Genomic DNA, 25,935 nt, shown 5'->3' with positions numbered 1-25,935 from the left:
TATGTCACAGGCAGCGTTAAATGTTAGGCATCATAAACATAATAATGATGACAGCAATGACCCAAATTCAGGCCCAAGTAATGGGGCTTTTCTCGGCGGGTTGATTTTCTTCTTAATGGTTGTTGGAACAATCATTTGGAGTGGCTGGACAGTTATGAATTGGATGAAAGATGCTGACAGGCTGCCGATGTCAAAACTGGTGTTAACAGGAGAGCGTCACTATACGACCAATGATGATGTCAGAAAGGCAATATTATCATTGGGGCAACCAGGAACCTTTATGACGGTTGATGTGAATGCGATTCAAAATCAAATTAGTGCGATGCCATGGATACGCCAAGTCACGGTACGTAAACAGTGGCCTGATGAATTAAAGATCCATCTGGTCGAATATGTGCCTTATGCACGTTGGAATGATCAAACCATGGTTGATGGGGAAGGCCGAGTATTTAGTCTTCCTGCTAGTGAAAATAATAAAGGCGATTATGCCTTGTTATATGGCCCGCAAGGTAGCCAAAAAGAAGTGCTAAAAGAGTATGTCGAATTTAAAAGAATACTTGCAGAGCAAAATTTAAAATTAAAATCAGTCTCGATGACAGCACGCCATGCTTGGCAGCTTATTTTAGATAACGATGTTCGTATTGAACTCGGTAAAAAAGATGTAATTGAGCGGTTAAATCGTTTCCTTGAACTTTATCCGCTGTTGCAGCAAACCACAGATAAACGTGTTGACTCTGTTGATTTACGTTATACCAGTGGTGCTGCGGTGGGGTGGGCACCACTGCTAGTGGATGCTCCACTGGAGTTACAATAATTAATATTGCTAATAACTCAGACTAGGCAGAAGCAAATGATCAAAACGACGGACAGAAAATTAGTGGTAGGCCTTGAAATTGGGACTTCTAAGGTGTCGGCCCTTGTAGGCGAAATTCTGCCCGATGGTATGGTGAATATTATCGGGGTGGGAAGCTGTCCATCTCGTGGCATGGACAAAGGCGGCGTTAACGACCTAGAGTCAGTGGTTAAATGCGTGCAAAGGGCGATTGATCAAGCTGAGTTAATGGCAGATTGCCAAATATCTTCAGTTTATCTTGCCTTGTCAGGTAAGCATGTTAGCTGCCAAAACGAAATCGGTATGGTGCCAGTTTCGGAAGAAGAAGTGACACAGGAAGACGTAGACAGTGTTGTTCATACTGCTAAATCAGTCAGAGTTCGTGATGAGCATAGAATTCTTCATGTCATTCCACAAGAATTTGCGATTGATTATCAAGAAGGTATTAAGAACCCTGTTGGTCTGTCAGGTGTGCGTATGCAAGCGAAAGTTCACTTGATTACTTGCCATAACGATATGGCAAAAAACATTGTGAAGGCTGTAGAACGTTGTGGGTTGAAAGTTGACCAACTGATTTTTGCAGGCCTTGCTGCGAGTTATTCTGTACTGACCGAAGATGAGCGTGAGCTCGGTGTTTGTGTGGTTGATATCGGTGGCGGGACCATGGATATGGCGGTGTACACAGGCGGTGCATTACGTCATACCAAAGTTATTCCTTATGCAGGTAATGTTGTGACAAGCGATATTGCCTACGCTTTCGGCACACCACCAAGTGATGCTGAAGCAATCAAAGTTCGTCATGGCTGTGCTGTCGGCTCGATAGTGAGTAAAGATGAAACAGTTGAAGTACCTAGCGTGGGTGGACGACCACCAAGAAGTTTGCAGCGTCAAACTTTAGCGGAGGTTATCGAACCGCGCTATACAGAGCTGTTAAACCTAGTAAATGAAGAAATTTTAAATTTACAGGAACAGTTACGCCAACAAGGTGTCAAACACCATTTGGCCGCGGGGATCGTTCTTACTGGGGGCGCTGCGCAAATCGACGGGCTCGTCGAATGTGCACAAAAAGTGTTCCACACTCAGGTTAGGATCGGGACTCCACTCAATATTACAGGCTTAACGGATTATGCTCAGGAGCCATACTATTCAACTGCGGTTGGGCTTCTGCATTACGGTAAAGAAAGCCATCTTGGCGATGATACCGAAACGGAAAAACGTGCTTCAGTTAAAGGGTGGTTTAGTAAAATCACCGGTTGGCTGAGAAAAGAATTTTAATTTTTATTCAGAAGCATATTATTAGCTTCGAAGTAAGCACAAAACGGAGAGACATTATGTTTGAACCAATGGAGCTAACTAACGATGCGGTGATTAAAGTCATCGGCGTTGGTGGCGGCGGCGGAAATGCCGTTGAACACATGGTGCGTGAGCGTATTGAAGGCGTTGAATTCTTCGCAGTCAATACAGATGCACAAGCACTGCGTAAAACCGCAGTCGGACAAACCATCCAGATCGGTACTGGTATTACTAAAGGTCTTGGCGCAGGCGCCAACCCTGAAGTTGGCCGCAATGCCGCGGAAGAAGATCGTGAAGCGTTACGTAATGCACTTGATGGTGCAGACATGGTCTTTATCGCAGCAGGTATGGGCGGTGGTACTGGTACAGGTGCGGCTCCAGTGGTTGCTGAAGTTGCCAAAGAACTGGGTATTCTAACTGTTGCTGTCGTGACTAAGCCATTCAATTTTGAAGGCAAAAAGCGTATGGCATTCGCGGAATCGGGTATTACTGAGCTATCGAAGCATGTTGACTCATTAATTACTATTCCAAATGACAAATTGCTAAAAGTTTTGGGTCGCGGTATCTCATTACTGGATGCTTTTGGTGCAGCAAATGATGTACTAAAAGGCGCAGTCCAAGGTATCGCAGAGCTGATCACTCGTCCAGGTCTGATGAACGTCGACTTTGCAGACGTACGCACAGTGATGTCAGAAATGGGCTATGCAATGATGGGCTCTGGCGTTGCACGTGGTGAAGATCGTGCTGAAGAAGCGGCTGAAATGGCTATTTCAAGTCCACTTCTGGAAGATATCGATCTGTCTGGTGCTCGCGGCGTGCTGGTCAACATTACAGCTGGTTTCGACCTGCGTTTGGATGAGTTTGAAACGGTGGGTAACACTATTCGTGCATTCGCATCTGATAATGCAACCGTCGTGATTGGTACATCGCTTGACCCAGAAATGAATGAAGAGCTGCGTGTGACGGTGGTTGCAACAGGTATTGGTATGGACAAACGTCCTGAAATTACTCTAGTTAACAACAAGATGTCTCAGCAAGCATCTATGGAACAGCGTTACCAGCAAATGCAAAATAGCATGTCTTCTATGCCATCAATGTCTTCATTGACCGAAGAGAAGCCTGCTGCTGCAAAAGCGGTGAATGACCAAAATACGCAAACGAATAAGGAACCTGATTATCTGGATATTCCTGCGTTTTTGCGTAAACAGGCCGATTAATTTTAATTATATTGGTTTCTCCGCTTTTTGTGCTAAACTTTCCTGCTGATTATCAAGTATGATGATCAGCAGGACGGATAACATTGCGAGAAAAAAACGATGATCAAACAAAGGACACTTAAACGTATAGTTGAAGCGACTGGTGTTGGTTTACATACCGGCAAAAAAGTCACGCTTACTCTGCGTCCAGCGGCGGCCAACACCGGGGTCATCTACCGTCGTACTGACCTAAATCCTCCGGTTGATTTCCCGGCTGATGCTAAGTCTGTCCGTGATACCATGTTATGTACTTGTTTAGTCAATGAAGATAACGTGCGTATTTCGACCGTCGAGCATCTGAATGCTGCTTTGGCAGGGTTAGGTATCGATAACATTGTTATTGAAGTCAATGCGCCTGAAATCCCGATTATGGATGGCAGTGCAGCACCGTTTGTTTTCTTATTACTGGATGCCGGTATCGAAGAAATCAACTGTGCGAAGAAATTCTTACGTATTAAAGAAAAAGTACGCGTAGAAGATGGTGACAAGTGGGCTGAATTTACTCCATATAATGGTTTTAGCCTTGATTTTACTATCGATTTTAATCACCCAGCTATTGATAGCAGCACTCAGCGTTATAAAATTGATTTCTCTGCTGAAGCGTTTGTGAGTCAAATTAGCCGTGCACGTACATTTGGCTTTATGCGTGATATTGAATATCTGCAATCTAAAGGCTTATGCTTAGGCGGTAGTTTCGATTGTGCTATCGTTGTTGATGACTATCGTGTTCTCAACGAAGATGGCTTACGTTTTGAAGATGAATTTGTTCGTCACAAAACGCTTGATGCTATCGGTGACCTGTTCATGTGTGGGCACAATATTATTGGTGCGTTTACGGCTTACAAGTCTGGCCATGCATTGAACAACAAGCTTCTCCAAGCGGTACTCGCGAAAGAATCTGCTTGGGATCTGGTCACATTTGAAGATGAAGCTGAACTGCCAGTGGCGTTCAAAGCACCTTCAACCGTTTACGCCTAATTAAATTAGATATTAATTAAGTTAGTGAATAGTTGTGTAGCTACCACCAAAGTGTGTGTTAGCCTTTTCTGTTGGTTGCACTGGTACTCTCTCCGGCCAGTGCAGCCAGCCGCTCTAATCTCTCTTTTAATCCCTTCGAACTATTTTCAGCCAAACGTAATAGATGTTTAGCCGTCTCTGTGCTTATCTTTCGGTTATTCGGAACTTGATGAGTTTTAACTGTTTGGTTATTCGGCGAGCTATTTTCACCCTTTTTTCGCATTAGAACAGGGTTGATCCTGATGTCTATGGAAGATAAAGATGGTAGAATAGAGGCTCGTAATGCAGAAATTAGATGAATTTTTTCATAATTTAAACGAGTCATCCAACTTGCGTTAGCAACTTCGATAACCAATATGCAATTACGATAGTTTGCAACGCGGCACATAGGCTTGAGTTCGCTGGGTAGCAACCCTGTTACAGCTTGATTTAGCTTATTGATGGCTTTTGCAGTACGTTGAATGGTTTTTAAAGGGCTGCTCGTTTTAGCGAGTGACTCTTCAAGTACATCAAATAGCTCTTGTGGGTGACTATCTCTCATTTCCAGCTCCACCTAATGGGTAGTTCAGTGCTCTAGTATGACAAGTGTGATATGATATGTGTACTATAAAACGATAATATATAAACTATAAACATAGTGTAACAAATAATCTAAGACTTTGATGGGTATTCTAAATCTTTGGCGACAATTTGGTAGACGATACTTTTGGTCTCACCTCTTATTAGGGGTTGTGGCTACGGGTATTGGCATGCCTGCGATTTTGAATGCGTTATCTGATGGGCAACAAACACAATTTAATTCATCTTCTGTTAATCGCCAAAACCAAGCGGTTAATGCTTTTGATAATTTATTTGCTCAGCAAAATCCTCAGCGTTCGTCATCCTCTTCCTCTTATTCAGTGAATTATTGGCAGCAACACGCTGTTCGAAATGTCATTAGGCAATTGACCTTTGCATTTTCGGCAACTGAAGATGATGATGCTAGCCAGCAAGATGAGCAAAAAAACTTACAGTTAGCTCCGCAAATTATGCTTGATACGTTGTATGCCATGTTGGCACAACGGTCATTGGAATGGGGTGAAATTGCTGCCCAATCAAATTATTATGTCTACCCTCTATTTATTTCATATCAACCTGCTATATGGGTTGCTCAGGTTCATGGGATCCGTGCTGGGCCCATTCTCAGTTAATTACCATTTTTATTAGTACGCCTTTATTAGGTGCGCGATTTTTCGTGCAAAATAAATGATGTGATCATTTAATAACTGACTGAGAATAAAGAATTATGTTAACAAAATTATTAACCAAAGTTTTTGGTAGCCGCAACGACCGTACTTTGCGTCGTCTACGTAAAGAGGTTGAAAATATCAACCGTCTTGAGCCTGAGTTTGAAAAACTGACTGATGATGAGCTGAAAGCAAAAACGCAAGAGTTTCGTGAGCGTTTAAGTAAAAATGAAAGTCTTGAAAGCATCATTCCTGAAGCCTTTGCGACAGTGCGTGAAGCGAGTAAACGTGTTTTCGGTATGCGTCATTTCGATGTTCAGCTAATCGGTGGTATGGTTCTGAATGAACGTTGTATTGCTGAAATGCGTACAGGTGAAGGTAAAACATTAACCGCAACATTGCCTGCTTACTTAAACGGTTTAACAGGTAAAGGCGTTCACGTTGTTACCGTCAACGATTACTTAGCTAAACGTGACGCCGAAAACAACCGTCCATTATTCGAATTCTTAGGCTTAACAGTTGGTATTAACCTTCCGGGTATGCCTGCCGGCCTGAAGCGTGAAGCCTACGCTGCTGATATCACTTATGGTACCAACAACGAATTTGGTTTTGACTATTTACGTGACAACATGGCATTTAGCCCAGAAGAGCGTGTACAGCGTAAACTTCATTATGCATTGGTGGATGAGGTCGACTCAATCCTTATCGATGAAGCACGTACCCCGCTGATCATTTCAGGTCCAGCTGAAGATAGTTCAGAACTGTATAAGAAAGTTGATAAAATCATTCCTAAATTAGAGCGTCAAGAGAAAGAAGATTCGGATACTTTCCAAGGTGAAGGCCACTTTTCTGTTGATGAAAAATCACGCCAAGTCACATTGACTGAACGCGGATTGGTGTTGATTGAAAAGCTGCTGTCTGAAGAAGGCCTAATGGAAGAAGGCGAGTCATTGTATTCACCTTCTAATATCATGCTGATGCACCATGTGATGGCGGGTCTTCGTGCTCATGCGCTGTTTACTTTGGATGTGGACTATATCGTTAAAGATGGTCAAGTTATCATTGTTGACGAACACACAGGGCGTACAATGGAAGGCCGTCGTTGGTCTGATGGTCTGCATCAGGCAGTTGAGGCTAAAGAAGGCGTTGAAATCCAAAACGAAAACCAAACCTTGGCTTCGATCACTTTCCAAAACTATTTCCGCCTATATGAAAAATTGGCAGGTATGACAGGGACTGCGGATACTGAAGCGTTTGAGTTTAGCTCTATCTATAAGCTTGACACGATTGTTATCCCAACTAACCGTCCAATGGTACGTAAAGATTTACCTGACTTAGTTTATATGACTGAAGCAGATAAGTTTGATGCAATTATTGAAGATATTCGTGAAAGAACGGCAAATGGGCAACCGGTTCTGGTTGGTACCATCTCGATTGAAAAATCTGAATTGATTTCGAATGCACTGAAGAAAGCAAAAATTGCACACAATGTCTTGAACGCGAAATTCCATGCTATGGAAGCTGATATTATCGCCAACGCAGGTCAAGCGAGTGCTGTCACTATCGCAACTAACATGGCAGGTCGTGGTACCGATATCATGCTAGGTGGTAGCTGGCAAACTGAAGTTGCTGCATTGGAAGAGCCAACTCAAGAACAAATTGATGAAATCAAGGCGCAATGGAAAGTACGCCATGATGCAGTTCTCGCTTCGGGTGGCTTACATATTATTGGTACAGAGCGTCATGAATCACGTCGTATTGATAACCAGCTACGTGGCCGTGCGGGTCGTCAAGGGGATGCGGGGTCTTCACGCTTCTACCTATCAATGGAAGATGCATTGATGCGTATTTTTGCATCAGATCGTGTAACCGGTATGATGCGTAAACTGGGTATGAAACCAGGCGAAGCTATTGAACATCCATGGGTGACTAAAGCGATTGCTAATGCACAACGTAAAGTTGAAAACCGTAACTTTGATATTCGTAAACAATTACTTGAATACGATGATGTTGCTAGTGACCAACGCCGTGCAATTTATACGCAGCGTAATGAGTTACTGGATGGCGGTGATATTCAAGAAACTGTCGATAGCATTCGTGATGATGTGTTCACCACAACAATTGATGCATATATTCCACCACAATCTTTAGAAGAGATGTGGGATATTGAAGGTTTACAAAAACGTTTAGTTAACGACTTTGATTTAGATTTACCAATCAAAGAGTGGTTAGATAAAGAGCCTGAGCTGCACGAAGAAACATTACGTGAGCGTATTATGGCAAAAGCGATTGAAGTTTATCAACGTAAAGAAGAAATTGTTGGCGTTGAAATGATGCGCAATTTTGAAAAAGGTGTCATGCTACAAACGTTAGATACTCTGTGGAAAGAACATTTGGCTTCTATGGATTATTTACGTCAAGGTATTCACTTGCGTGGTTACGCTCAGAAAGATCCAAAACAAGAGTATAAGCGCGAATCGTTCAATATGTTTGCAAATATGCTGGAATCGCTGAAATATGAAGTGATTAGCACGCTATCTAAGGTTCAAGTTCGTTTACCTGAAGAAGTTGAAGCATTAGAGCAGCAGCGTAAAGAAGAAGCAGAACGTTTAGCGAAAAAACAGCATCTCAGTCATGAGTCAAGCGCTGAATCATTAATGTCTGAAGCTGAAGCGCAAATTGCAACACAAGGCCATAAAATCGGTCGTAATGACCCATGTCCTTGTGGTTCAGGCAAAAAATACAAGCAATGCCATGGTCGCTTAAATTAATTTATTAATTCACTAAATCAATTAAAGGCGGGGAAACCCGCCTTTTTAACGAAAAAATTATGGAAAAAAAACATTTATACATCGCTGCTGGGATCATTCGTAATGATGATCAAAAGATATTTATTACTGAGCGTCCAAATGGTACGCATATGGCTGGATATTGGGAGTTTCCTGGTGGAAAGCTAGAAAATGGTGAACAACCTGAAGATGCACTAATCCGTGAATTAGAGGAAGAGGTTGGCATTATTGTCACTGAGTGTGAATTATTTCATTGTGTTGAACACGAATTTGATGAGCGCTGCGTGACACTTTATTTCTATATGGTTTCATGTTGGGAAAACGAGCCATATGGGAAGGAAGGGCAAAAGGGGCGTTGGATTGACCAAAAAGATTTAGTCGCTGATGAATTCCCTCCTGCAAACCGAATCATTGTAGATATGCTGAAGTAGTACCACGTTTTCAAATATTTTATGGTAAATCTGTGGCCTATCCTAAAAATCTGTAAGGGCTAAATGTACAAGACAGGTCACAGTTTTAAAACCATTCAGCACATATTCTAATTCCCTAATCCTTATAGAAAATTAGGTGTTTAGCAACTTAAAATATCCTGAATAAAGTGCATGGTTAATTAGTTATCAGGCTGCTCGCTCCAACTATCGCTATCGGAAATATCTCCTTGGCTGGCGATTTTTTTTTCTTCAGATGCCCACTCTCCCAGATCAATTAGCTGACATCGTTTACTACAAAATGGTCTAAATGGGCTTTCATCACCCCAAATCACAATTTTTTGGCATGTAGGGCAATTAACTTCAATTTTTTCATTCATATATCACTTCCTTTATCAACAGCATGATAATTCAAAATTCATCATTGCGGGTACAATACCATTTTCACTGTCGATGTGAAGAAAACGAATGGCAAATCGTGTTTTATGGCCTGAGATTTGTGGATAAATCAGTTTATCGGTTGATAATCGAACTCTTAATAACTCTTTATCTTCAACACTATCTTGGTAAAAACCGTTATGGCATTCTTTAGTTTCAAAGGCAGCAGCTTGGCGAAGTAAATGTAGGATAGTATCTAAGGTATCTTTAAGCGGAGCTAAACTTTTTAGCCACTCACCGATTGAATGATCTCGCGGCTCTTGAGGCATATTCAGCCAAAGTTGTAATGTAGGGAGATCGAAACTACAACATCCACCAGGAATGCTTAAGCGCTGGCGAACCATACTGATTATTTTGTCATTTCTTAATTGCTGGCCAAATCTTGATGCAGAGGTGATATTTGTAGTTTTAGTTGATAAATCATTAAGTAGAGATGAAATTAATTGATTATCTGCATTCGGTGAATCAGCCCATGCAGCTAGACGCTTACGATGTTTTTCTAATTCTTTGATTAAATCTGTACGAACTTCGCCCCTATCAAGAATTTCAATCAACTCTGAAACAGAACGGAAAAATGCAACACCAGATGTATAGGATGTGATATGACTAAGTTCATAAACTTGTTGCAGCAAAGTCTCAAGGCGAAGCCATGAGCGAATTTTTTCATTTAATGGATACTCATAAGTGACGAAATTGGCCGTGTTGAGTTCACTCATATAGATTTCCTGTTTTTCTGTTGCGCTAGCGTCATATATCGTTGATGCAGTGCTGCTACTTTATCTGCTAGGTTTGATTCACCATTATGATTGGTAATGATATCGTCAGCGTGTAATAAACGGTTGTCTCTACTAATCTGAGACTTTAGGATGCTAGTGACATGCTCTTGGCTTACATTGTCTCTTTGCATTGTGCGTTCAATCTGTTCTTCGGGCGTGACGTCAATGACAAGTATTCGATCTACCAAATGAGTGAGCTTATTTTCAAATAATAAAGGAACAACCCACAAAACATAAGGTGAATTAACTTGCTGTAATTGCTTTTGGGTCTCTTGCTGGATCAGCGGGTGAAGTAAGTCATTTAACCACTGTTTTTCAGCAAGATCCGAAAAAATAATCTCCCGCAAATGCTGGCGGTTAAGAGAGCCATCAGATTTAATTATGCTTGCACCATAGCGTGTTTTTATCGCAGTAAGAGCAGGGGTATTAGGTTCAACCACTGTTCTTGCTATGATATCAGCATCAACCAGTGGTACTCCTAGTTTGGCAAATTCGTTGGCAACTGTTGTTTTACCGCTACCGATACCGCCTGTTAGTGCGACAATATAAGTCATAATTATGTTCATATATATTGAAAAATATTAGGTTACACGGATTTTATCTGTTTGTCTTCACGGATGAGGTAATACGCAATTTTGGCTTATCTACTTGTCATACTTCAAATGGTAGTACTTTCGTTAAGGTATGGAGAACGACGTTCACTCGCTACGGATCACAGTGCTTTCTATGTTCCTAACGGGTTATTCACTTGCCACTTAGTGGCTTCATAAATTATTTAGAGCATAGGTATAATCCCTCATTGGTTTTTTATATCATAAATAGATAGAAGGTTATCCTATAATTAAGCTATCAAATCCCTGTTATAACGTTTCCTAAATTGAATATAGGTAAGTACATAGCTATCATAATTCCGCCTACAAGCAGTGCCATTGCAATAAGTAATATGGGTTCTATCCTTTTGAGTAGTGTCTCGGTTTGAGTAATAAAACTTTCTGAAAAATGAGTAAATAAATATTGTGCAAAATGAATTAACTGCCCAGATTCTTCAGCGACTGAGATAATTTGACATGCCATTTTAGGGAAGAAAGGCTGATTTTTCATTGCAGCGGAAAGGGATTGCCCTTTTACGACGGATTGGTGTACAACTAAACAGGCTCGTTTGTAATATGGGTGATGAACTGTATTAGCTGCACACTTTAAACTTTCAATTAATGGTAAACCGGCTTGTAATGTAGAAGATAGCATTGAAAAGTAAAGGTTGAGGTTATGTTCTCTTGAAAGCCTTCTAAACATTGGTATGAAATTTATGATTTTTATAGAACAAGTAATAAAGTGTTTTTTATATTTAAATGCCGAAATTGATAGAGTGATTATCACTAATAATGGATATATTGAATATTCAGATAGTAATTTTGATAGATGAATGATCAAGTTGGTCATAAAGGGTAAATTATGGCCAAAGCTTTGATATATGGTTTCAAATTGAGGTAAGACATAAACTAGCATAATAAATATAAGGCTTACTGATAATAAGGCTAGTACGGTAGGATATCTCAATGATTGCCGAATTTTTTTCTTAGTTTGTTCATGGTATTTAAGCATATTAGCGATAATTTTAAAGTTGTTTTCATATTGCCCCATTTTTTCTGCTACCTCGACTAAACTCACTATAGTAGGACTAAAAATAGAGGGTGTTTTTTTCAAGCTACTAGCTAGCGAGTCTCCTTTTTTTAAATCATTAATAGCGAGTTTGATAATCATTTTCCAGAGTGGTGGATGATTATTATCCTGAAGTATATACAAGCTTTGAAGTATATTAATTCCTGATGATGATAAAGTACTTAGTTGATAAAAAAAGTGGATCCTATAATCAATGTTTTTTTTGTCTAAATAGAATATTGACTTGAAATTTATTTTTATTGGTATTTGTTCTGATTCTAATAATTCAATAAAGGCAGTGTTTTTGCTTTTAGATATAATAGTATCTTTGATGATAGTGTTATCTTTTGATAATGCAGTATATGAATAAATAAACATTAAATGGGCTCCATGTGACCAACAACTGAATACAATTCTTGTAATGTTGTTTCACCTGATTCAACAAGTTGTAGCCCATTTTCAAAAAGATCCTCAAAGTTAGCTATGCTGGTTTTTCCATGCTGAAAAACGTCGACTAGTGAGTCTTGTTCTAAATATTCATAAATAGCAGTTCTGCCGATAAAACCAGCAAAGCAAAGGTCACAGCCATTTGCAGACCACTCTTGAATTGAGCGTTCGCTACTAATTTGAATATTTTCCGAGCCCTTTACTTTGCAGTGAGAACAAAGCTTACGGACTAGTCTTTGCGCAATCACCATTTTTAAGCAAGAACCTAATTGAGTTCTATCAATGCCGAGTTGTTCCATACGTTCAATGGCGCTAAATGTACAATTAGTATGTAAAGTTGATAAAACTAAATGCCCTGTTTGAGCCGCCCTTGCCGCAATTTGTGCGGTTTCTTCATCTCTAATTTCACCAACCATAATAATGTCAGGATCTTGGCGCAGTAATGCTCTTAAAACATAAGCAAAATTCAATCCGTACTTATCGTTGACCTGTACTTGATTGATCCCTGAAAGAGGAATTTCGATAGGATCTTCTATGGTTGAAATATTACGTGATGTTTGATTTAGATATTCAAGCATACTGTATAAGGTGACGGTTTTACCACTTCCTGTAGGCCCCGTCACCAATATCAAGCCTTGTGGTTGAGAAAGCTTTTTCTTAAGTTTTATTAGTAAGTTGCTATGTAAACCTATTTGATCGATAGAGTATCTTAACTGAGTGCTGAGTATCCTGAGAACAAGCTTTTCACCATGCAGTGTTGGAATGGTTGATAGCCTAATACTGTAGTTATGACCATCAAAATGCCAAGTCATTTGTCCATCTTGTGGTAAGCGTTTTTCGGCAATATTTAGCTTAGTTAGAATTTTTATACGAGCAATAATTTCATTATTAATCTCAAGTGGTGGTGATGCGATAAAATACAGCTTACCATCAACGCGTAAACGAATTTTTAAACCTTGTTTTGTGGGTTCAATATGAATATCAGAAGCTCGTTTTCTGACTGCCATTTTTAGCATATCTTCAACGAACTCTACAGCTGGCGATGTCGTATTTAACTGTTCATTTTCATTAGGCTGATATTCAGGCTCTGGTTCTTGTATCTCTGAATACTTTTTATTGAAGTAATGATCTATTTTTTCTTTAGGCCAAATATCATAGCAAACAGGAACGCTAGATATAAATCTAAGTGTTGCTAATACATTGTCATCAGGTTTATTAGCCGTTGCAATAGATAATCGTTTATTTGTGTAATCAACTATTATAATATAATGTTTATCACAAAAAATCTTCAGTTCTTTAAATATAAAGTCTTTTTCCCTGGTAGAAGCCATAAGTTATCCTATTATTAAAAAATAAATGTGTTTTCACATAATGCTTTTAATTTATTATCATCACTTTCACAGGCAACTTGCCATCGGAATGGTGAACCATCTGTTGATACAATAGGTGTTAGCGTTGCAGATAAACCAGAAAGGTTTTTATCCGCAGAGAAGGTGATAATACCTGCTTTAGCCTCTATGTTTTTTATATATTTTCCTTTTATATTATTAGGTATATTTTCATTTCCTGAGCTACAGCTAGCTAAGGCCCCTTTATTGAATGAGCAGATTTCAATATTATTTTTATACGGTAAAATTGTTTGTAATACATCTGTTATTGCTGCTTTTTGCATATAACCTTGATAGCCCGGTATGGCTATGGCACTTAATATAGATATAATTGCAATTACAACCATTATTTCAATTAAAGAAAATCCTTTTTGATTCATAAAATCCTCCGATTTAAGTGAGGTTTTATCTTAAGCAAAAAATTGTAATGTTTAATTTTATAAAATACTGTATTTCGAATGCGCTCGAAAATTTAAAATAGAAATGATTGACTATTACATTTTCTTGGGAGCGGGTTCGCAAAGCTTATTTATATTAAAAAAATAGCTCAAACTAGTGAGCTATATGTGATAAATAGAGTCTATAAATTGAAGGTGTGGCAACTTGAAATATGACGAGTATAAATATTGTTGTTACTTCTTTTTTGCGCTGAGTTGGCTTTTAAATTTTTGCCAATCAAAGTAGGGACCTGGGTCGGTTTTACGTGCTGGGGCAATATCACTGTGGCCAGTAATGTGGTCTTTTATTTCTGGGTATTGATTTATCAATGCTCTTGTAAGAGAAGTCAATGAATCGTACTGTTCAGCAGTAAAGGGCTCGAAGTCTGTGCCTTCTAGCTCAATGCCAATTGAAAAGTCATTACATTTTTCTTTTCCTTGGTAGATAGATTGCCCTGCATGCCATGCGCGAAGGTTAAAAGGAACATACTGAATAACGGTGCCATCTCGGCGGATTAGGCAATGCGCTGAAACGCGGAGATGCTTGATTTCATCAAAGAATGGGTGCTCGTTTGGATCCAGTGTTCCTGTGAACAGTTGGTTGATATAAGGTCCACCAAACTGCCCTGGCGGTAAGCTAATATTGTGGATCACTAACAGGGAAGGCGGAGCGTTTGTAGGGCGTTCATCATGATGTGGAGATGGAATATGGGCTACATTTTTTAACCAGCCATTATGTATTTCCATATTCTGTGCCATTGGATTCTCTTTTCTGCATTGTTTACATTCAAAAATTGTTACGTGAGAGATTAACATATACGTAAAATAATTCGAGTTGTATATGTATGCCTCTAAGGAGATTTTACAAGTTAGCCTAATGAATTACATAGTGTAAATTCTATTAAATTCAGCTAATTAGCAGCTTGTAAACAGGCTGGATATGAAGAAAGAACTATCAACGATTGACTTAAGTGAGGAAATCATTGTTGCTGATAGTGTCGCCGGTATCCCTTAATTGATATTTTAACTTGAAGTATGATGATGACCAGAACAGACCAAGCAGTGAAGTACCTACACGGCTAAATGCCCCATGATAACGCCGCTTATGGTGGGTGGATAATAATTTTATTGGAGTTGATTGATGGCTACAAGGCGCTATGACGAAAATCAAAGACGTGAAGTTTTACTCAATAGGCTAAGTATTGATATCCCATTTATGGTAAGTAATGCATTAAAAGAAGATCTTGGTCAAATAGTCGATTATAAACAAGATATTACTGGGCAGCTTTTATCTCCAAACTCACAAGCCAATGCACGTATTATTACAAGAGAAGATGGCATTTTTTGTGGGCAACAGTGGTTAGACGAGGTTTTCAAGCAGTTAGGTGGGCAGGTGAGTGTGATATGGCATGTTAGCGATGGCGATAAGGTCACAGCGAACCAACTACTTTGTGAAATGTCAGGGCCATCTCAGGTATTACTCACAGGTGAAAGAACAGCACTGAATTTTATTCAAACATTATCTTCAGTATCCACGGTGACTTCAAAGTATGTTGCTCAACTTGTTGGCACTCGAACTAAGCTTTTAGATACGCGTAAAACGATCCCTGGGTTAAGAACCGCGTTGAAATACGCCGTCTTAATGGGTGGGGGTTTTAACCACCGTCTTGGTTTGTCTGATGCCTATCTTATTAAAGAAAATCATATTATTTCAGCGGGTTCTGTGACCGAAGCCGTCAAATTAGCTCGCCAAGCCCATTCTGAAGTACCTATTGAAGTCGAAGTGGAAAGCTTGGATGAATTATTACAGGCAATAAAGGCTGATGCAGATATTATTATGCTTGATAATTTTACCGTCACTATGATGAAAGAAGCTGTTGTACTGACTGGAGGCAAAGCCGCACTTGAAGTTTCAGGGGATGTGACTCTAGAAACAATTAAGGAGTTTGCTGAAACAGGGGTGGACTTCATTTCTGTTGGTGCTTTGACTAAACATATTAGGGCGATGGATCTCTCCATGCGCTTTGTTGAACAATCACAATAGTGCGCTAATGAAAAGAGATATTGGTTGACCACTGATATCTCTTGACTCTTTGTTGTCTGAATAAGTGCTCGAATATAGATAAACGGAGCCATCAATCATTTCGTAGTGAAATTAAAACAGATGATTTTGGTTTTTTCGACTGCGTAATGCCATCTATTTAGTGGAAGTATTGGACTCTTAGATTGAGTAAAACAACAAATGAGATGAATATTTAACTATATTGTTAATGTTTACGCTGAATAATTTTAGTTGTTCGCTTTTTGGTAAGGATACTCTGAGTTTTTAGTCTGTTTTTATGAATTAATATGCATGATTTTTTTGCTATATCGTTTCAGTATGTGTGTTAATGACATATTGATTCGCTAAAATTGTTAAAACAGCGTGCCAGTTTCGGGCAAATTAGTTATCAAAATATGCTAGAGTTTAAAAAAATCTGTTAAAATTTGCAGGATTTTATGATTTAGCTCAAGGTCTTTATGGACAGTTAGTGAATACTTTGTTACTTTATTAATCCACACAGAAATTGGTAATACCAATTAACACTGTGCGATACCTAATCATTAATTACTCACTATGATCATGGCAGGTTATGGCTTACGGTAAAATTCGCCAACCAAAATTATCCGATGTCATTGAGCAGCGCCTCGAGCATCTTATTTTCGAAGGGACATTGCGCCCCGGCGAAAAGCTACCTCCTGAGCGTGAACTGGCAAAACAGTTCGACGTGTCTAGGCCATCAGTGCGTGAAGCAATCCAAACTCTCGAAGCGAAAGGGCTACTGTCTCGCCGTCAAGGTGGGGGAACATTTGTGCAAAAACAAATGTGGCAAAGTTTTAGTGATCCGCTAACCGAGCTACTCGCTGGTAACCCTGAATCTCAATTTGATCTTCTTGAAACTCGTCATGCCCTTGAAGGTATTGCTGCCTATTATGCGGCGCTACGCGGCACAGATGAAGATTTGGAACGCATTCGTCAAAGTTACGAGTTAATTATTAAAGCTCAGCAAAGTGGTGATATCGATGCTGAGTCTGATGCTGTTTTGCAATATCAACTGATTGTCACAGAGGCTGCGCATAATGTCGTAATACTGCATTTATTGCGTTGTATGGTGCCAATGCTTGAGCAAAACATTCGTCAAAACTTTGAGTTTTTGTATACCCGTAAAGAAATGTACAAAGCAGTTAGTGAACATCGTGCTCAAATATTCTCCGCTATAATGGCAAGAGAACCTGAAAAAGCACAAGAGGCTTCCCATCGTCACTTAGCATTTATTGAAGAGTTACTTTTGGATATTAGCCGTGAACAAACAAGACGTGAACGTTCTTTACGCAGGTTACAGCAACATCCTGAATTAAATTAGTAATACAGATTACTGACTGCTGCGTCTGTATTATTGTAACTACTCTCTTTGGGAGTTCTAGCGGCAACAACAGCAGGGCCTATCTTTCCGCTATTTTGTGGAAAAGTAGCAGGAAGATAGGCTCCATATATTCTCTAAATAATTTGAGGCGCAGTTAGGTGGCAAGCACATAAGCTACTGAAGCATATACAAGTATGCGATGAGTAGCGAGTGGGTGGAGTCTCCATCTCTTAACGGAAAACGCTGCAACTTGAAGTATGACGAGTAAAAACATTAAAAAATAGATAACAGATAAGGAATACACCATGTCAGATATGTTGAAAAATGACGTGGATCCGATTGAAACTCGCGACTGGCTACAGGCGATTGAATCGGTCATCCGTGAAGAAGGTGTTGATCGTGCTCAGTTCATTATCGAACAGGTATTGAGTGAAGCACGTAAAGGCGGCGTAAATATTGCTGCTGGCGCATCTAGTCGTTCTGACTATATCAACACTATCGCTGTTGAAGACGAGCCTGCATACCCTGGTAACATGGATTTGGAGCGCCGTATTCGCTCCGCGATTCGTTGGAACGCAGTAATGACTGTTCTGCGTGCTTCTAAGAAAGATCTGGAACTGGGTGGCCACATGGCATCATTCCAGTCTTCTGCGACTTTATATGAAGTATGTTTCAACCATTTCTTCCGCGCTCATAACAACAATGACGGTGGCGATCTGGTCTTCTTCCAAGGGCATATCTCTCCAGGGATCTACGCTCGTGCATTCTTAGAAGGTCGTTTAACTGAAGAGCAGATGAACAACTTCCGTCAAGAAATTGGTGGTAAAGGTCTGTCTTCTTACCCGCACCCTAAATTGATGCCTGACTTCTGGCAATTCCCAACAGTATCAATGGGTCTGGGTCCAATCAATGCGATCTATCAAGCTAAATTCCTTAAATATTTAGATAACCGTGGCCTGAAAGATACTTCAGCTCAGCGTGTTTACGCATTCTTAGGTGATGGTGAGATGGATGAGCCAGAATCTAAAGGTGCGATTACTATCGCAACGCGTGATAAGTTAGATAACCTTGTATTTGTTATCAACTGTAACTTGCAACGTTTAGATGGCCCAGTAACAGGTAACGGTAAAATCGTTAATGAACTTGAAGGCATCTTTAGTGGTGCTGGTTGGCAAGTTATTAAAGTTATGTGGGGCGACCGTTGGGACGAGCTGCTGCGTAAAGATACCAGCGGTAAACTCGTTCAATTAATGAACGAAACTCTTGATGGTGACTATCAAACATTTAAATCACGTGACGGTGCGTACGTTCGTGAGCACTTCTTCAATCGTTACCCAGAAACAGCCGCATTAGTTAAAGATATGACTGATGATGAGATTTGGGCACTGAACCGTGGTGGCCACGATCCGAAGAAAGTTTATGCTGCATTCCAAAAAGCAAAAGAAACCAAAGGCAAACCAACTGTTATTTTAGCTCAAACCATCAAAGGCTATGGTATGGGTGAAACTGCAGAAGGTAAAAACATTGCTCACCAAGTGAAAAAAATGAACATGGACGGCGTTCGCCACTTCCGTGATCAGTTCAATGTGCCTGTTGCTGATGAGCAAATTGAAAAACTGCCATACATTACTTTTGAAAAAGATTCAGAAGAATACAAGTATCTGCATGAGCGTCGTCAAGCTCTGGGTGGTTACCTTCCAGCTCGCCGTACTCACTTCGAAGAAAAATTAGAAATCCCTGCATTGTCAGATTTCAATCAATTACTTGAAGAGCAATCAAAAGAAATTTCAACCACTATCGCCTTTGTTCGCGCGTTAAACGTGATGTTGAAAAACAACTCTATCAAAGAGCGTTTAGTGCCAATCATCGCTGATGAAGCACGTACCTTTGGTATGGAAGGTCTGTTCCGTCAAATCGGTATTTACAGCCCTAAAGGCCAGCAGTATACGCCACAAGATCGTGAGCAAGTTGCTTACTATAAAGAAGATTCTAAAGGCCAAATCCTGCAAGAAGGCATCAATGAATTGGGCGCAGGCTCATCATGGTTAGCGGCTGCTACATCATACAGCACCAATAACCTGCCGATGATCCCATTCTATATCTACTACTCAATGTTTGGTTTCCAACGTATTGGCGACTTGATGTGGGCAGCAGGTGACCAACAGGCTCGTGGTTTCTTAATTGGTGGTACTTCTGGCCGTACAACCTTAAATGGTGAAGGCTTGCAGCACGAAGATGGTCATAGCCATATTCAATCACTGACTATTCCTAACTGTATCTCTTATGACCCAGCATTTGCTTATGAAGTTGCTGTGATCATGCAAGACGGTTTGGAGCGTATGTATGGTGAGAAACAAGAGAACGTGTACTACTACATCACGACTCTAAATGAAAACTATCATATGCCAGCAATGCCAGAAGGCGCTGAAGAAGGTATCCGTAAAGGTATCTATAAACTGGCTTCAATTGAAGGTAGTAAAGGTAAAGTTCAGCTGTTAGGTTCTGGTTCAATGATGCGCCATGTTCGTGAAGCAGCAAATGTGCTGTCTACCGAATACGGTATTGGTTCTGATGTATACAGCGTAACATCATTCACTGAATTGGCTCGTGATGGCCAAGACTGTGAGCGTTGGAACATGCTGCACCCATCCCAAGAACCACGTGTGCCATATGTTGCTCAAGTGATGAATGGTGCGCCAGCAGTTGCATCAACTGACTACATGAAACTGTTTGCAGAACAAATTCGTACTTACGTACCAGCAAGCGACTATCGCGTATTGGGTACTGATGGTTTCGGCCGTTCTGACAGTCGTGAAAACCTACGTCACCACTTCGAAGTTGATACTTCATATGTGATTGTTGCGGCGTTAGGTGAGTTGGCTAAACGTGGTGAGATTGATGTTAAAGTCGTTGAAGAAGCGATTAAAAAATACAACATCAACCCAGAAAAAGTTAACCCACGTCTGGCATAAGAGGTAATAATCAATGTCTATTGAAATCCAAGTGCCTGATATCGGTGCTGATGAAGTTGAAGTCACCGAAGTTATGGTTAAAGTTGGTGATAAAGTAGAAGCGGAACAATCTTTGATCACTGTTGAAGGTGACAAAGCTTCTATGGAAGTTCCCTCTCCTCAAGCAGGTGTGGTGAAAGAAATTAAAATTGCCGTTGGTGATAAAGTGACCACTGGCAAACTAATTATGGTGTTTGAATCCGCAGAAGGTGCAGCAACAGCTGCACCAGCTGAAGCTCCAGCGGCTCCGGCAGCGGCACCAGCAGCAGCTCTGAAAGAAGTTGCAGTGCCTGATATCGGTGGCGATGAAGTCGAAGTTACTGAAATTATGGTAAAAGTTGGCGATACTGTTGCAGAAGAGCAATCACTGATCACCGTTGAAGGCGATAAGGCTTCAATGGAGGTTCCAGCACCATTTGCGGGTACTGTTAAAGAGATCAAAATCGCTGCTGGCGATAAAGTGAAAACAGGTTCACTGATCATGGTCTTTGAAGTTGCAGGTGCAGCACCTGTAGCCGCTTCTGCTCCAGCAGCAGCTCCGGCGGCACCAGCCGCTCCAGCAGCCGCAGCAATCAAAGATGTTAACGTACCAGATATCGGTGGTGATGAAGTTGAAGTCACTGAAGTGATGGTTAAAGTCGGTGATAGCGTTTCTGCAGAGCAATCTATCATTACTGTTGAAGGTGATAAGGCTTCAATGGAAGTTCCTGCACCATTCGCAGGTACCGTTAAAGAAATCAAGATTGCGACTGGCGATAAAGTGAAAACTGGCTCGCTGATCATGACCTTTGAAGTGGCAGGTGCAGCACCAGTAGCCGCACCTGTTGCGGCGGCTCCAGCTCCTGCGGCATCTGCTCCGGCTCCAGTAGCAGCGGCAGCAAAAGCAGCTGACAACAAAAATGAATTTGTTGAAAATGACGCTTATATCCATGCAACACCTGTTATTCGTCGCTTAGCGCGTGAATTTGGTGTTAACTTAGCGAAAGTTAAGGGTACAGGTCGTAAAGGTCGTATCCTGCGTGAAGACGTTCAGGCTTACGTTAAAGATGCAGTGAAGCGTGCAGAAGCACCAGCAGCAGCTGGTGGCGGTTTACCGGGTATGTTGCCATGGCCAAAAGTGGATTACAGCAAGTTTGGTGAAGTTGAAGAAGTTGAACTTGGCCGTATCCAAAAAATCTCTGGTGCTAACCTGAGCCGTAACTGGGTGATGATCCCTCACGTAACTCTGATGGAAGAGGTTGATACCACTGAAGTTGAAGAGTTCCGTAAGCAACAAAACAAAGAAGCTGAGAAGAAACAGCTGGGTGTGAAAATCACTCCACTGGTCTTTGTTATGAAAGCCGTTGCACGTGCTCTGGAAGAAATGCCACGTTTCAACAGCTCTATTTCAGAAGATGCACAGCGTCTGTTCCTGAAAAAATACATCAACATCGGTATCGCGGTTGATACACCAAATGGCTTAGTTGTTCCTGTTTTCAAAGATGTGAACAAAAAAGGCATTATGGAACTGTCTCGCGAGCTGGGTGAAGTTTCTAAGAAAGCGCGTGCAGGTAAACTGACCGCAGCTGACATGCAAGGCGGTTGCTTCACGATTTCTAGCCTAGGTGGTATCGGTACTACCGGTTTTGCACCAATCGTGAATGCACCAGAAGTGGCAATTATGGGTCTGTCACGCTCTGCTATCAAACCAGTTTGGAATGGTAGTGAGTTTGTTCCTCGTCTCATTCTGCCAATGTCTCTGTCATTTGACCACCGTGTGATTGACGGCGCTGATGGTGCGCGTTTCATCACTCTAGTTGGACAATTGATGAGCGATATTCGCCGTCTGGTAATGTAACGAATAAGACCGGTCAATTGACCGGTCTGTTTTATTTGGGCTGGGGCAGAGTTTTTCGCTGTTGCAGCGAAAGGTTGGGAGTTACGTCACGCATTCAGCCTTTTCAGGATGTTAACAATTCTGTAAACTGCTCGCGGTGTGTATTTTCCGGTGGAATTATTCGTTTTTTGGCTGCCCCCGCTGGACAAAACAAAAAGAGGTCATGATGAGTACTGAAATTAAAGCCCAAGTAGTGGTACTTGGTGCAGGCCCTGCAGGGTATTCTGCGGCTTTCCGTTGCGCTGACTTAGGTTTAGAAACTGTATTAGTAGAACGTTACTCAACTCTGGGTGGCGTTTGTTTGAACGTTGGTTGTATCCCTTCTAAAGCACTGTTGCATGTCGCAAAAGTGATTGAAGAAGCGAAGGCACTGGCTGAGCACGGTATTGTTTTTGGTGAGCCAAAAACAGATATCTCTAAAGTACGCCTGTGGAAAGAAAAAGTCATCAATCAGCTGACTGGTGGTCTGGCTGGTATGGCAAAAGGCCGTAAAGTTAACGTTGTTAACGGCCTAGGTAAATTTACTGGTGCTAACACACTGGTTGTTGAAGGCGAAAATGGCAGCACCACTATCAACTTTGATAATGCAATTATCGCTGCGGGTTCACGTCCTATTCAGCTGCCATTCATTCCTCATGAAGACCCACGTATTTGGGACTCTACAGATGCGCTTGAGCTGAAAGAAGTTCCAGAGCGTCTGCTAGTTATGGGTGGTGGTATCATCGGTCTAGAAATGGGTACTGTTTATCATGCTCTGGGTTCTCAGATTGATGTAGTTGAAATGTTTGACCAAGTTATCCCTGCTGCGGATAAAGACGTGGTTAAAGTATTCACCAAACAAATCAGCAAAAAATTCAACTTACTGTTAGAAACAAAAGTGACTGCTGTTGAAGCGAAAGAAGACGGCATCTATGTTTCTATGGAAGGTAAAAAAGCGTCTGCTGAGCCTCAACGTTATGATGCAGTTCTGGTTGCGATTGGTCGTGTACCAAACGGTAAAAACCTAGATGCAGGTAAAGCAGGTGTTGAAGTTGACGATCGTGGCTTCATCCATGTTGATAAGCAAATGCGTACTAACGTACCTCATATCTTCGCTATCGGTGATATCGTGGGTCAACCAATGTTGGCACACAAAGGTGTTCACGAAGGCCACGTTGCCGCTGAAGTTATCTCTGGTCTGAAGCATTACTTCGATCCTAAAGTCATTCCTTCAATCGCTTATACTGAACCAGAAGTTGCTTGGGTTGGTTTAACAGAGAAAGAAGCGAAAGAGAAAAACATCAGCTATGAAGTGGCAACTTTCCCATGGGCAGCATCTGGTCGTGCAATTGCATCTGACTGCTCTGAAGGTATGACTAAGCTGATTTTCGACAAGCAATCTAACCGTGTTATCGGTGGTGCGGTTGTTGGTGTTAATGGTGGCGAGCTGTTAGGTGAAATCGGCTTAGCAATCGAAATGGGTTGTGATGCAGAAGATATCGCATTAACTATTCATGCTCACCCGACACTGTATGAATCAATTGGTATGGCGGCAGAAATCTACGAAGGTAGCATTACTGACTTACCAAACGCTAAAGCGAAAAAGAAAAAATAATTTCTTAGGTCTTTTTGATAAACAGCTTTTTAGTTAGCTGTTTATCAATAAAATATATAAAAGCCAATATGGAAACATATTGGCTTTTTGCTTTTGTATATAGACTTATTATCTAGCTGTAGCTTGAATTATTAAATTAAAAATTTATTTAATAATTCAAGTTTAATAAATATAAATAATAACGTTTAGTTGACTAGTAAAGTATTACATTTTAACTTCTTTATTCTTTTCATTTACGCTAATAAGGAAGTTAGTCTATGGGGGAACATATAGGTACAATTTATGTATTTTCAGATGCGTTGCCGGATATTGAAAGTCCAAATTCGTATTTTGGAGATGGCTGTTACGGTGAGTGTGATAGTATCACGGATGGGTTTAGAACTAATGATTTATCGCGGTGGTGTTGAATATCGCTTGCCTAACGGTAAAGGTATTCGTTATAACTCAGATAGCTCATTCTCGGGCTTATTAGACCCAAAAAGGTAGTATGTATGAAAAATGATTTTAGTGTGGATTTTTTTAGTGATTCTCGATATGAAGAATTAACTGCGGAGATATCTTATAAAGGGCAGATACTTTGCCAAATTAATAAAGATAAAGGACCAAATGAAGTCGAAATTGAGTTTTTCAATGATAGTAGGCTATTGGCTGAAGAGGTGGAAATGAAATTTCCTTTAGATGCATTCATCTCTATTTTAAATGAAACTAAACTAGAACTACTATCTTAATAAAATTCTGAATTACTAAAACCTCAATAGTTAAATGATAAATTATTGAGGTTTTATTGTATAAATACTAGATCATTTATTGAATAACCTTACTCACTATTAGTAATTTCACTGAGTAAATGAAATTATAAATGGTAAAGGTTAAAGTATGAAAATAAAGCTTAATCTACTGGGAGAGGCTGTAATAACAATCTTCAATGAAATGAAAGAACAGGGTATAGATAATATTGACCTAGATTCAGACTTTTATTGGAATGTACCTTATGAATCTATTTATGATATTTATAATGAACCGACTCAATTAGATATTGGGTAGTTAGAGGATGACTATAAAATTCTATATGAGGCTACAGAAAAGGAGCTTTTACTAAGGCATAACTTAAAGAATATATCTGCCATTTTACGTTATTTAGCAGAGAAGCATTCGGTTTAAATCTGATCTGATAACAGGAAGTGTGTAGGTAGTGGTCATCTTGATTATTGCTTGCACACTTATTGGCGGATCTTCAATTCATAGTTAACCTAACGTATTATCAGTATAAACTAACGCTCATAATTCATATCAATAAGCAAATCTGATGAAGCTAATACCGACCGCAATTTTAATTCATGTACCTGATGTCTCTGCTGGCTTGGCTTGGTATCAACAGGCCTTTCCACAAGCAGTTGCTGAATACCTCCCCGAATTTGATTTCACGCTATTACATGTAGGAGATTTCACTATTGAAATTGTCCAAGCGGATGAAAAAGTCAGGGAAGGGAAGCGAGGAACAGTGCTTTATTGGCAAACTGAATCTTTGAATGCTGTAATGAAACATTTGCTCGCTTTAGGTGCAAAACTGTATCGAGGGCCGATGTTAATCGATGGTAACAACCGAATGTGTCAGTTTGAAGATCCGTTTGGTAATTTAATTGGTTTAAAAGGACAATAAAATCAATTAAAACCGTTAAAAAAGTTAAGGCCAATCGCAATGATTTTCCTTATCAATTAGATATATAAATAAAATTACGATAAAAAATATAATTTGTGATAGCTGATGAAAAAGGGCACAAAAGAGAGTGCGTTAACGACATAAATGCATTATAAAAAGTGTGGCTATACTCGTGATACTTCAAGTTGTAACGCTTTTTGTTAAGGCATCGCATTGGTTACAGCGCTTTATTCACTTACCACTTAGCGACACTTTGAATTATCTAGAGTATATATCTGCTTTTTGTGACTGATGATAGTATCTTAAACTAAAAACAACCTGTAATTGATTATTAGGGCCTAAAGTAAGTAGATATATGTTGCTTTCTTGTGAATGAATTAACATTCTATTTAAACTCTGCTATG

General features: G+C 40.3%; 24 protein-coding genes. 16 read left to right on the top strand and 8 right to left on the bottom strand.

What is annotated here, in order from left to right:
• Window position 1 precedes the first annotated feature (1 nt).
• From ftsQ to lpxC, 4 genes are all read left to right on the top strand, one after another.
• Window positions 2–814, top strand: a complete 813-nt coding sequence (gene ftsQ / locus AC3Z9T_RS07710; RefSeq protein ID WP_490125615.1) for a cell division protein FtsQ — start codon at window positions 2–4, stop codon at window positions 812–814.
• A 36-nt stretch (window positions 815–850) separates the two neighbouring features.
• Window positions 851–2,107 carry a cell division protein FtsA gene (gene ftsA / locus AC3Z9T_RS07705; RefSeq protein WP_008910356.1) on the top strand — a complete coding sequence of 419 codons (1,257 nt, stop codon included), beginning with the start codon at window positions 851–853 and terminating at the stop codon, window positions 2,105–2,107.
• 56 nt (window positions 2,108–2,163) lie between these two features.
• The gene (ftsZ, locus tag AC3Z9T_RS07700) at window positions 2,164–3,342 is read left to right on the top strand and encodes a cell division protein FtsZ (RefSeq protein WP_070925271.1); all 1,179 of its coding nucleotides are present in this window, start codon (window positions 2,164–2,166) and stop codon (window positions 3,340–3,342) included.
• A gap of 99 nt (window positions 3,343–3,441) precedes the next feature.
• Window positions 3,442–4,359, top strand: a complete 918-nt coding sequence (gene lpxC, locus AC3Z9T_RS07695) for a UDP-3-O-acyl-N-acetylglucosamine deacetylase (RefSeq protein ID WP_070925272.1) — start codon at window positions 3,442–3,444, stop codon at window positions 4,357–4,359.
• A 58-nt stretch (window positions 4,360–4,417) separates the two neighbouring features.
• Here lpxC and AC3Z9T_RS07690 read toward each other — a convergent pair whose 3' ends face one another.
• Complete coding sequence (locus AC3Z9T_RS07690) at window positions 4,418–4,939, bottom strand: DUF721 domain-containing protein (RefSeq protein WP_490125614.1); 522 nt, start codon at window positions 4,937–4,939, stop codon at window positions 4,418–4,420.
• A gap of 121 nt (window positions 4,940–5,060) precedes the next feature.
• On the opposite strand from AC3Z9T_RS07690, the gene secM reads away from it, so the two are divergent.
• The 3 genes from secM to mutT all read left to right on the top strand — a co-directional run bounded on the left by secM (window position 5,061) and on the right by mutT (window position 8,844).
• Window positions 5,061–5,588: a secA translation cis-regulator SecM gene (gene secM, locus AC3Z9T_RS07685; RefSeq protein ID WP_490125613.1), complete on the top strand. Its 528-nt coding sequence runs from the start codon at window positions 5,061–5,063 to the stop codon at window positions 5,586–5,588.
• 95 nt (window positions 5,589–5,683) lie between these two features.
• A complete protein-coding gene (secA, locus tag AC3Z9T_RS07680) occupies window positions 5,684–8,395 on the top strand; it encodes a preprotein translocase subunit SecA (RefSeq protein WP_490125612.1) in 2,712 nt (903 codons plus the stop codon).
• A 59-nt stretch (window positions 8,396–8,454) separates the two neighbouring features.
• A complete protein-coding gene (gene mutT / locus AC3Z9T_RS07675) occupies window positions 8,455–8,844 on the top strand; it encodes an 8-oxo-dGTP diphosphatase MutT (protein ID WP_490125611.1) in 390 nt (129 codons plus the stop codon).
• 179 nt (window positions 8,845–9,023) lie between these two features.
• On the opposite strand, the gene yacG is transcribed toward mutT, so the two are convergent.
• The 7 genes from yacG to ampD all read right to left on the bottom strand — a co-directional run bounded on the left by yacG (window position 9,024) and on the right by ampD (window position 14,733).
• Complete coding sequence (yacG, locus tag AC3Z9T_RS07670; RefSeq protein ID WP_490125610.1) at window positions 9,024–9,221, bottom strand: DNA gyrase inhibitor YacG; 198 nt, start codon at window positions 9,219–9,221, stop codon at window positions 9,024–9,026.
• Window positions 9,222–9,236: 15 nt separating this feature from the next.
• Entirely contained in the window at window positions 9,237–9,995 is a 759-nt protein-coding gene (gene zapD, locus AC3Z9T_RS07665; protein ID WP_490125609.1) for a cell division protein ZapD, read from the bottom strand.
• Window positions 9,992–10,609: a dephospho-CoA kinase gene (gene coaE, locus AC3Z9T_RS07660; RefSeq protein ID WP_490125608.1), complete on the bottom strand. Its 618-nt coding sequence runs from the start codon at window positions 10,607–10,609 to the stop codon at window positions 9,992–9,994. The genes zapD and coaE overlap by 4 nt, the downstream gene beginning before the upstream one ends.
• Before the next feature lie 295 nt (window positions 10,610–10,904).
• Window positions 10,905–12,092, bottom strand: a complete 1,188-nt coding sequence (locus AC3Z9T_RS07655) for a type II secretion system F family protein (RefSeq protein WP_490125607.1) — start codon at window positions 12,090–12,092, stop codon at window positions 10,905–10,907.
• Complete coding sequence (locus AC3Z9T_RS07650) at window positions 12,092–13,492, bottom strand: ATPase, T2SS/T4P/T4SS family (RefSeq protein ID WP_490125606.1); 1,401 nt, start codon at window positions 13,490–13,492, stop codon at window positions 12,092–12,094. The genes AC3Z9T_RS07655 and AC3Z9T_RS07650 overlap by 1 nt, the downstream gene beginning before the upstream one ends.
• Window positions 13,493–13,506: 14 nt before the next feature.
• Window positions 13,507–13,929 carry a prepilin peptidase-dependent pilin gene (gene ppdD, locus AC3Z9T_RS07645; protein WP_490125605.1) on the bottom strand — a complete coding sequence of 141 codons (423 nt, stop codon included), beginning with the start codon at window positions 13,927–13,929 and terminating at the stop codon, window positions 13,507–13,509.
• A 252-nt stretch (window positions 13,930–14,181) separates the two neighbouring features.
• The gene (ampD, locus tag AC3Z9T_RS07640; RefSeq protein WP_490125904.1) at window positions 14,182–14,733 is read right to left on the bottom strand and encodes a 1,6-anhydro-N-acetylmuramyl-L-alanine amidase AmpD; all 552 of its coding nucleotides are present in this window, start codon (window positions 14,731–14,733) and stop codon (window positions 14,182–14,184) included.
• Between the two features lie 394 nt (window positions 14,734–15,127).
• On the opposite strand from ampD, the gene nadC reads away from it, so the two are divergent.
• The 9 genes from nadC (at window position 15,128) to AC3Z9T_RS07595 (ending at window position 25,531) form a co-directional block, all read left to right on the top strand.
• Window positions 15,128–16,030 (top strand): carboxylating nicotinate-nucleotide diphosphorylase, encoded by a 903-nt coding sequence (gene nadC / locus AC3Z9T_RS07635; protein WP_490125604.1) that lies wholly within the window; start codon window positions 15,128–15,130, stop codon window positions 16,028–16,030.
• Window positions 16,031–16,619: 589 nt separating this feature from the next.
• Window positions 16,620–17,390 (top strand): pyruvate dehydrogenase complex transcriptional repressor PdhR, encoded by a 771-nt coding sequence (pdhR, locus tag AC3Z9T_RS07630; RefSeq protein ID WP_490125603.1) that lies wholly within the window; start codon window positions 16,620–16,622, stop codon window positions 17,388–17,390.
• A 305-nt stretch (window positions 17,391–17,695) separates the two neighbouring features.
• A complete protein-coding gene (aceE, locus tag AC3Z9T_RS07625; protein ID WP_490125602.1) occupies window positions 17,696–20,362 on the top strand; it encodes a pyruvate dehydrogenase (acetyl-transferring), homodimeric type in 2,667 nt (888 codons plus the stop codon).
• 13 nt (window positions 20,363–20,375) lie between these two features.
• Window positions 20,376–22,238 (top strand): pyruvate dehydrogenase complex dihydrolipoyllysine-residue acetyltransferase, encoded by a 1,863-nt coding sequence (gene aceF / locus AC3Z9T_RS07620; RefSeq protein WP_490125601.1) that lies wholly within the window; start codon window positions 20,376–20,378, stop codon window positions 22,236–22,238.
• Window positions 22,239–22,443: 205 nt separating this feature from the next.
• Window positions 22,444–23,871, top strand: a complete 1,428-nt coding sequence (gene lpdA / locus AC3Z9T_RS07615) for a dihydrolipoyl dehydrogenase (protein WP_070925286.1) — start codon at window positions 22,444–22,446, stop codon at window positions 23,869–23,871.
• Window positions 23,872–24,153: 282 nt separating this feature from the next.
• Complete coding sequence (locus AC3Z9T_RS07610; RefSeq protein WP_490125600.1) at window positions 24,154–24,357, top strand: hypothetical protein; 204 nt, start codon at window positions 24,154–24,156, stop codon at window positions 24,355–24,357.
• Window positions 24,358–24,362: 5 nt separating this feature from the next.
• Complete coding sequence (locus AC3Z9T_RS07605; protein ID WP_490125599.1) at window positions 24,363–24,599, top strand: hypothetical protein; 237 nt, start codon at window positions 24,363–24,365, stop codon at window positions 24,597–24,599.
• A 148-nt stretch (window positions 24,600–24,747) separates the two neighbouring features.
• Complete coding sequence (locus tag AC3Z9T_RS07600) at window positions 24,748–24,915, top strand: hypothetical protein (protein ID WP_490125598.1); 168 nt, start codon at window positions 24,748–24,750, stop codon at window positions 24,913–24,915.
• Between the two features lie 262 nt (window positions 24,916–25,177).
• Complete coding sequence (locus AC3Z9T_RS07595; RefSeq protein ID WP_490125597.1) at window positions 25,178–25,531, top strand: VOC family protein; 354 nt, start codon at window positions 25,178–25,180, stop codon at window positions 25,529–25,531.
• The last annotated feature ends 404 nt before the right edge of the window (window positions 25,532–25,935 follow it).

This window comes from Providencia sp. 6390 (assembly GCF_058148425.1).
The sequence above is the reverse complement of the archived record's forward strand: the minus strand, read 5'-3'. Positions and strand labels throughout refer to the sequence as shown.

Excerpts from the sequence above, each read along its gene's own strand:
- AC3Z9T_RS07690 (WP_490125614.1), bottom strand. The coding sequence starts at position 4,939 with ATGAGAGATAGTCACCCACAAGAGCTATTTGATGTACTTGAAGAGTCA.
- AC3Z9T_RS07650 (WP_490125606.1), bottom strand. The coding sequence starts at position 13,492 with ATGGCTTCTACCAGGGAAAAAGACTTTATATTTAAAGAACTGAAGATT.
- aceE (WP_490125602.1), top strand. The coding sequence starts at position 17,696 with ATGTCAGATATGTTGAAAAATGACGTGGATCCGATTGAAACTCGCGAC.
- ftsQ (WP_490125615.1), top strand. The coding sequence starts at position 2 with ATGTCACAGGCAGCGTTAAATGTTAGGCATCATAAACATAATAATGAT.
- AC3Z9T_RS07600 (WP_490125598.1), top strand. The coding sequence starts at position 24,748 with ATGAAAATAAAGCTTAATCTACTGGGAGAGGCTGTAATAACAATCTTC.
- ampD (WP_490125904.1), bottom strand. The coding sequence starts at position 14,733 with ATGGAAATACATAATGGCTGGTTAAAAAATGTAGCCCATATTCCATCT.
- yacG (WP_490125610.1), bottom strand. The coding sequence starts at position 9,221 with ATGAATGAAAAAATTGAAGTTAATTGCCCTACATGCCAAAAAATTGTG.
- zapD (WP_490125609.1), bottom strand. The coding sequence starts at position 9,995 with ATGAGTGAACTCAACACGGCCAATTTCGTCACTTATGAGTATCCATTA.
- ftsZ (WP_070925271.1), top strand. The coding sequence starts at position 2,164 with ATGTTTGAACCAATGGAGCTAACTAACGATGCGGTGATTAAAGTCATC.
- AC3Z9T_RS07610 (WP_490125600.1), top strand. The coding sequence starts at position 24,154 with ATGTATTTTCAGATGCGTTGCCGGATATTGAAAGTCCAAATTCGTATT.
- AC3Z9T_RS07655 (WP_490125607.1), bottom strand. The coding sequence starts at position 12,092 with ATGTTTATTTATTCATATACTGCATTATCAAAAGATAACACTATCATC.
- secA (WP_490125612.1), top strand. The coding sequence starts at position 5,684 with ATGTTAACAAAATTATTAACCAAAGTTTTTGGTAGCCGCAACGACCGT.
- AC3Z9T_RS07595 (WP_490125597.1), top strand. The coding sequence starts at position 25,178 with ATGAAGCTAATACCGACCGCAATTTTAATTCATGTACCTGATGTCTCT.
- secM (WP_490125613.1), top strand. The coding sequence starts at position 5,061 with ATGGGTATTCTAAATCTTTGGCGACAATTTGGTAGACGATACTTTTGG.
- lpxC (WP_070925272.1), top strand. The coding sequence starts at position 3,442 with ATGATCAAACAAAGGACACTTAAACGTATAGTTGAAGCGACTGGTGTT.
- lpdA (WP_070925286.1), top strand. The coding sequence starts at position 22,444 with ATGAGTACTGAAATTAAAGCCCAAGTAGTGGTACTTGGTGCAGGCCCT.
- pdhR (WP_490125603.1), top strand. The coding sequence starts at position 16,620 with ATGGCTTACGGTAAAATTCGCCAACCAAAATTATCCGATGTCATTGAG.
- nadC (WP_490125604.1), top strand. The coding sequence starts at position 15,128 with ATGGCTACAAGGCGCTATGACGAAAATCAAAGACGTGAAGTTTTACTC.
- ppdD (WP_490125605.1), bottom strand. The coding sequence starts at position 13,929 with ATGAATCAAAAAGGATTTTCTTTAATTGAAATAATGGTTGTAATTGCA.
- mutT (WP_490125611.1), top strand. The coding sequence starts at position 8,455 with ATGGAAAAAAAACATTTATACATCGCTGCTGGGATCATTCGTAATGAT.
- ftsA (WP_008910356.1), top strand. The coding sequence starts at position 851 with ATGATCAAAACGACGGACAGAAAATTAGTGGTAGGCCTTGAAATTGGG.
- coaE (WP_490125608.1), bottom strand. The coding sequence starts at position 10,609 with ATGACTTATATTGTCGCACTAACAGGCGGTATCGGTAGCGGTAAAACA.
- aceF (WP_490125601.1), top strand. The coding sequence starts at position 20,376 with ATGTCTATTGAAATCCAAGTGCCTGATATCGGTGCTGATGAAGTTGAA.
- AC3Z9T_RS07605 (WP_490125599.1), top strand. The coding sequence starts at position 24,363 with ATGAAAAATGATTTTAGTGTGGATTTTTTTAGTGATTCTCGATATGAA.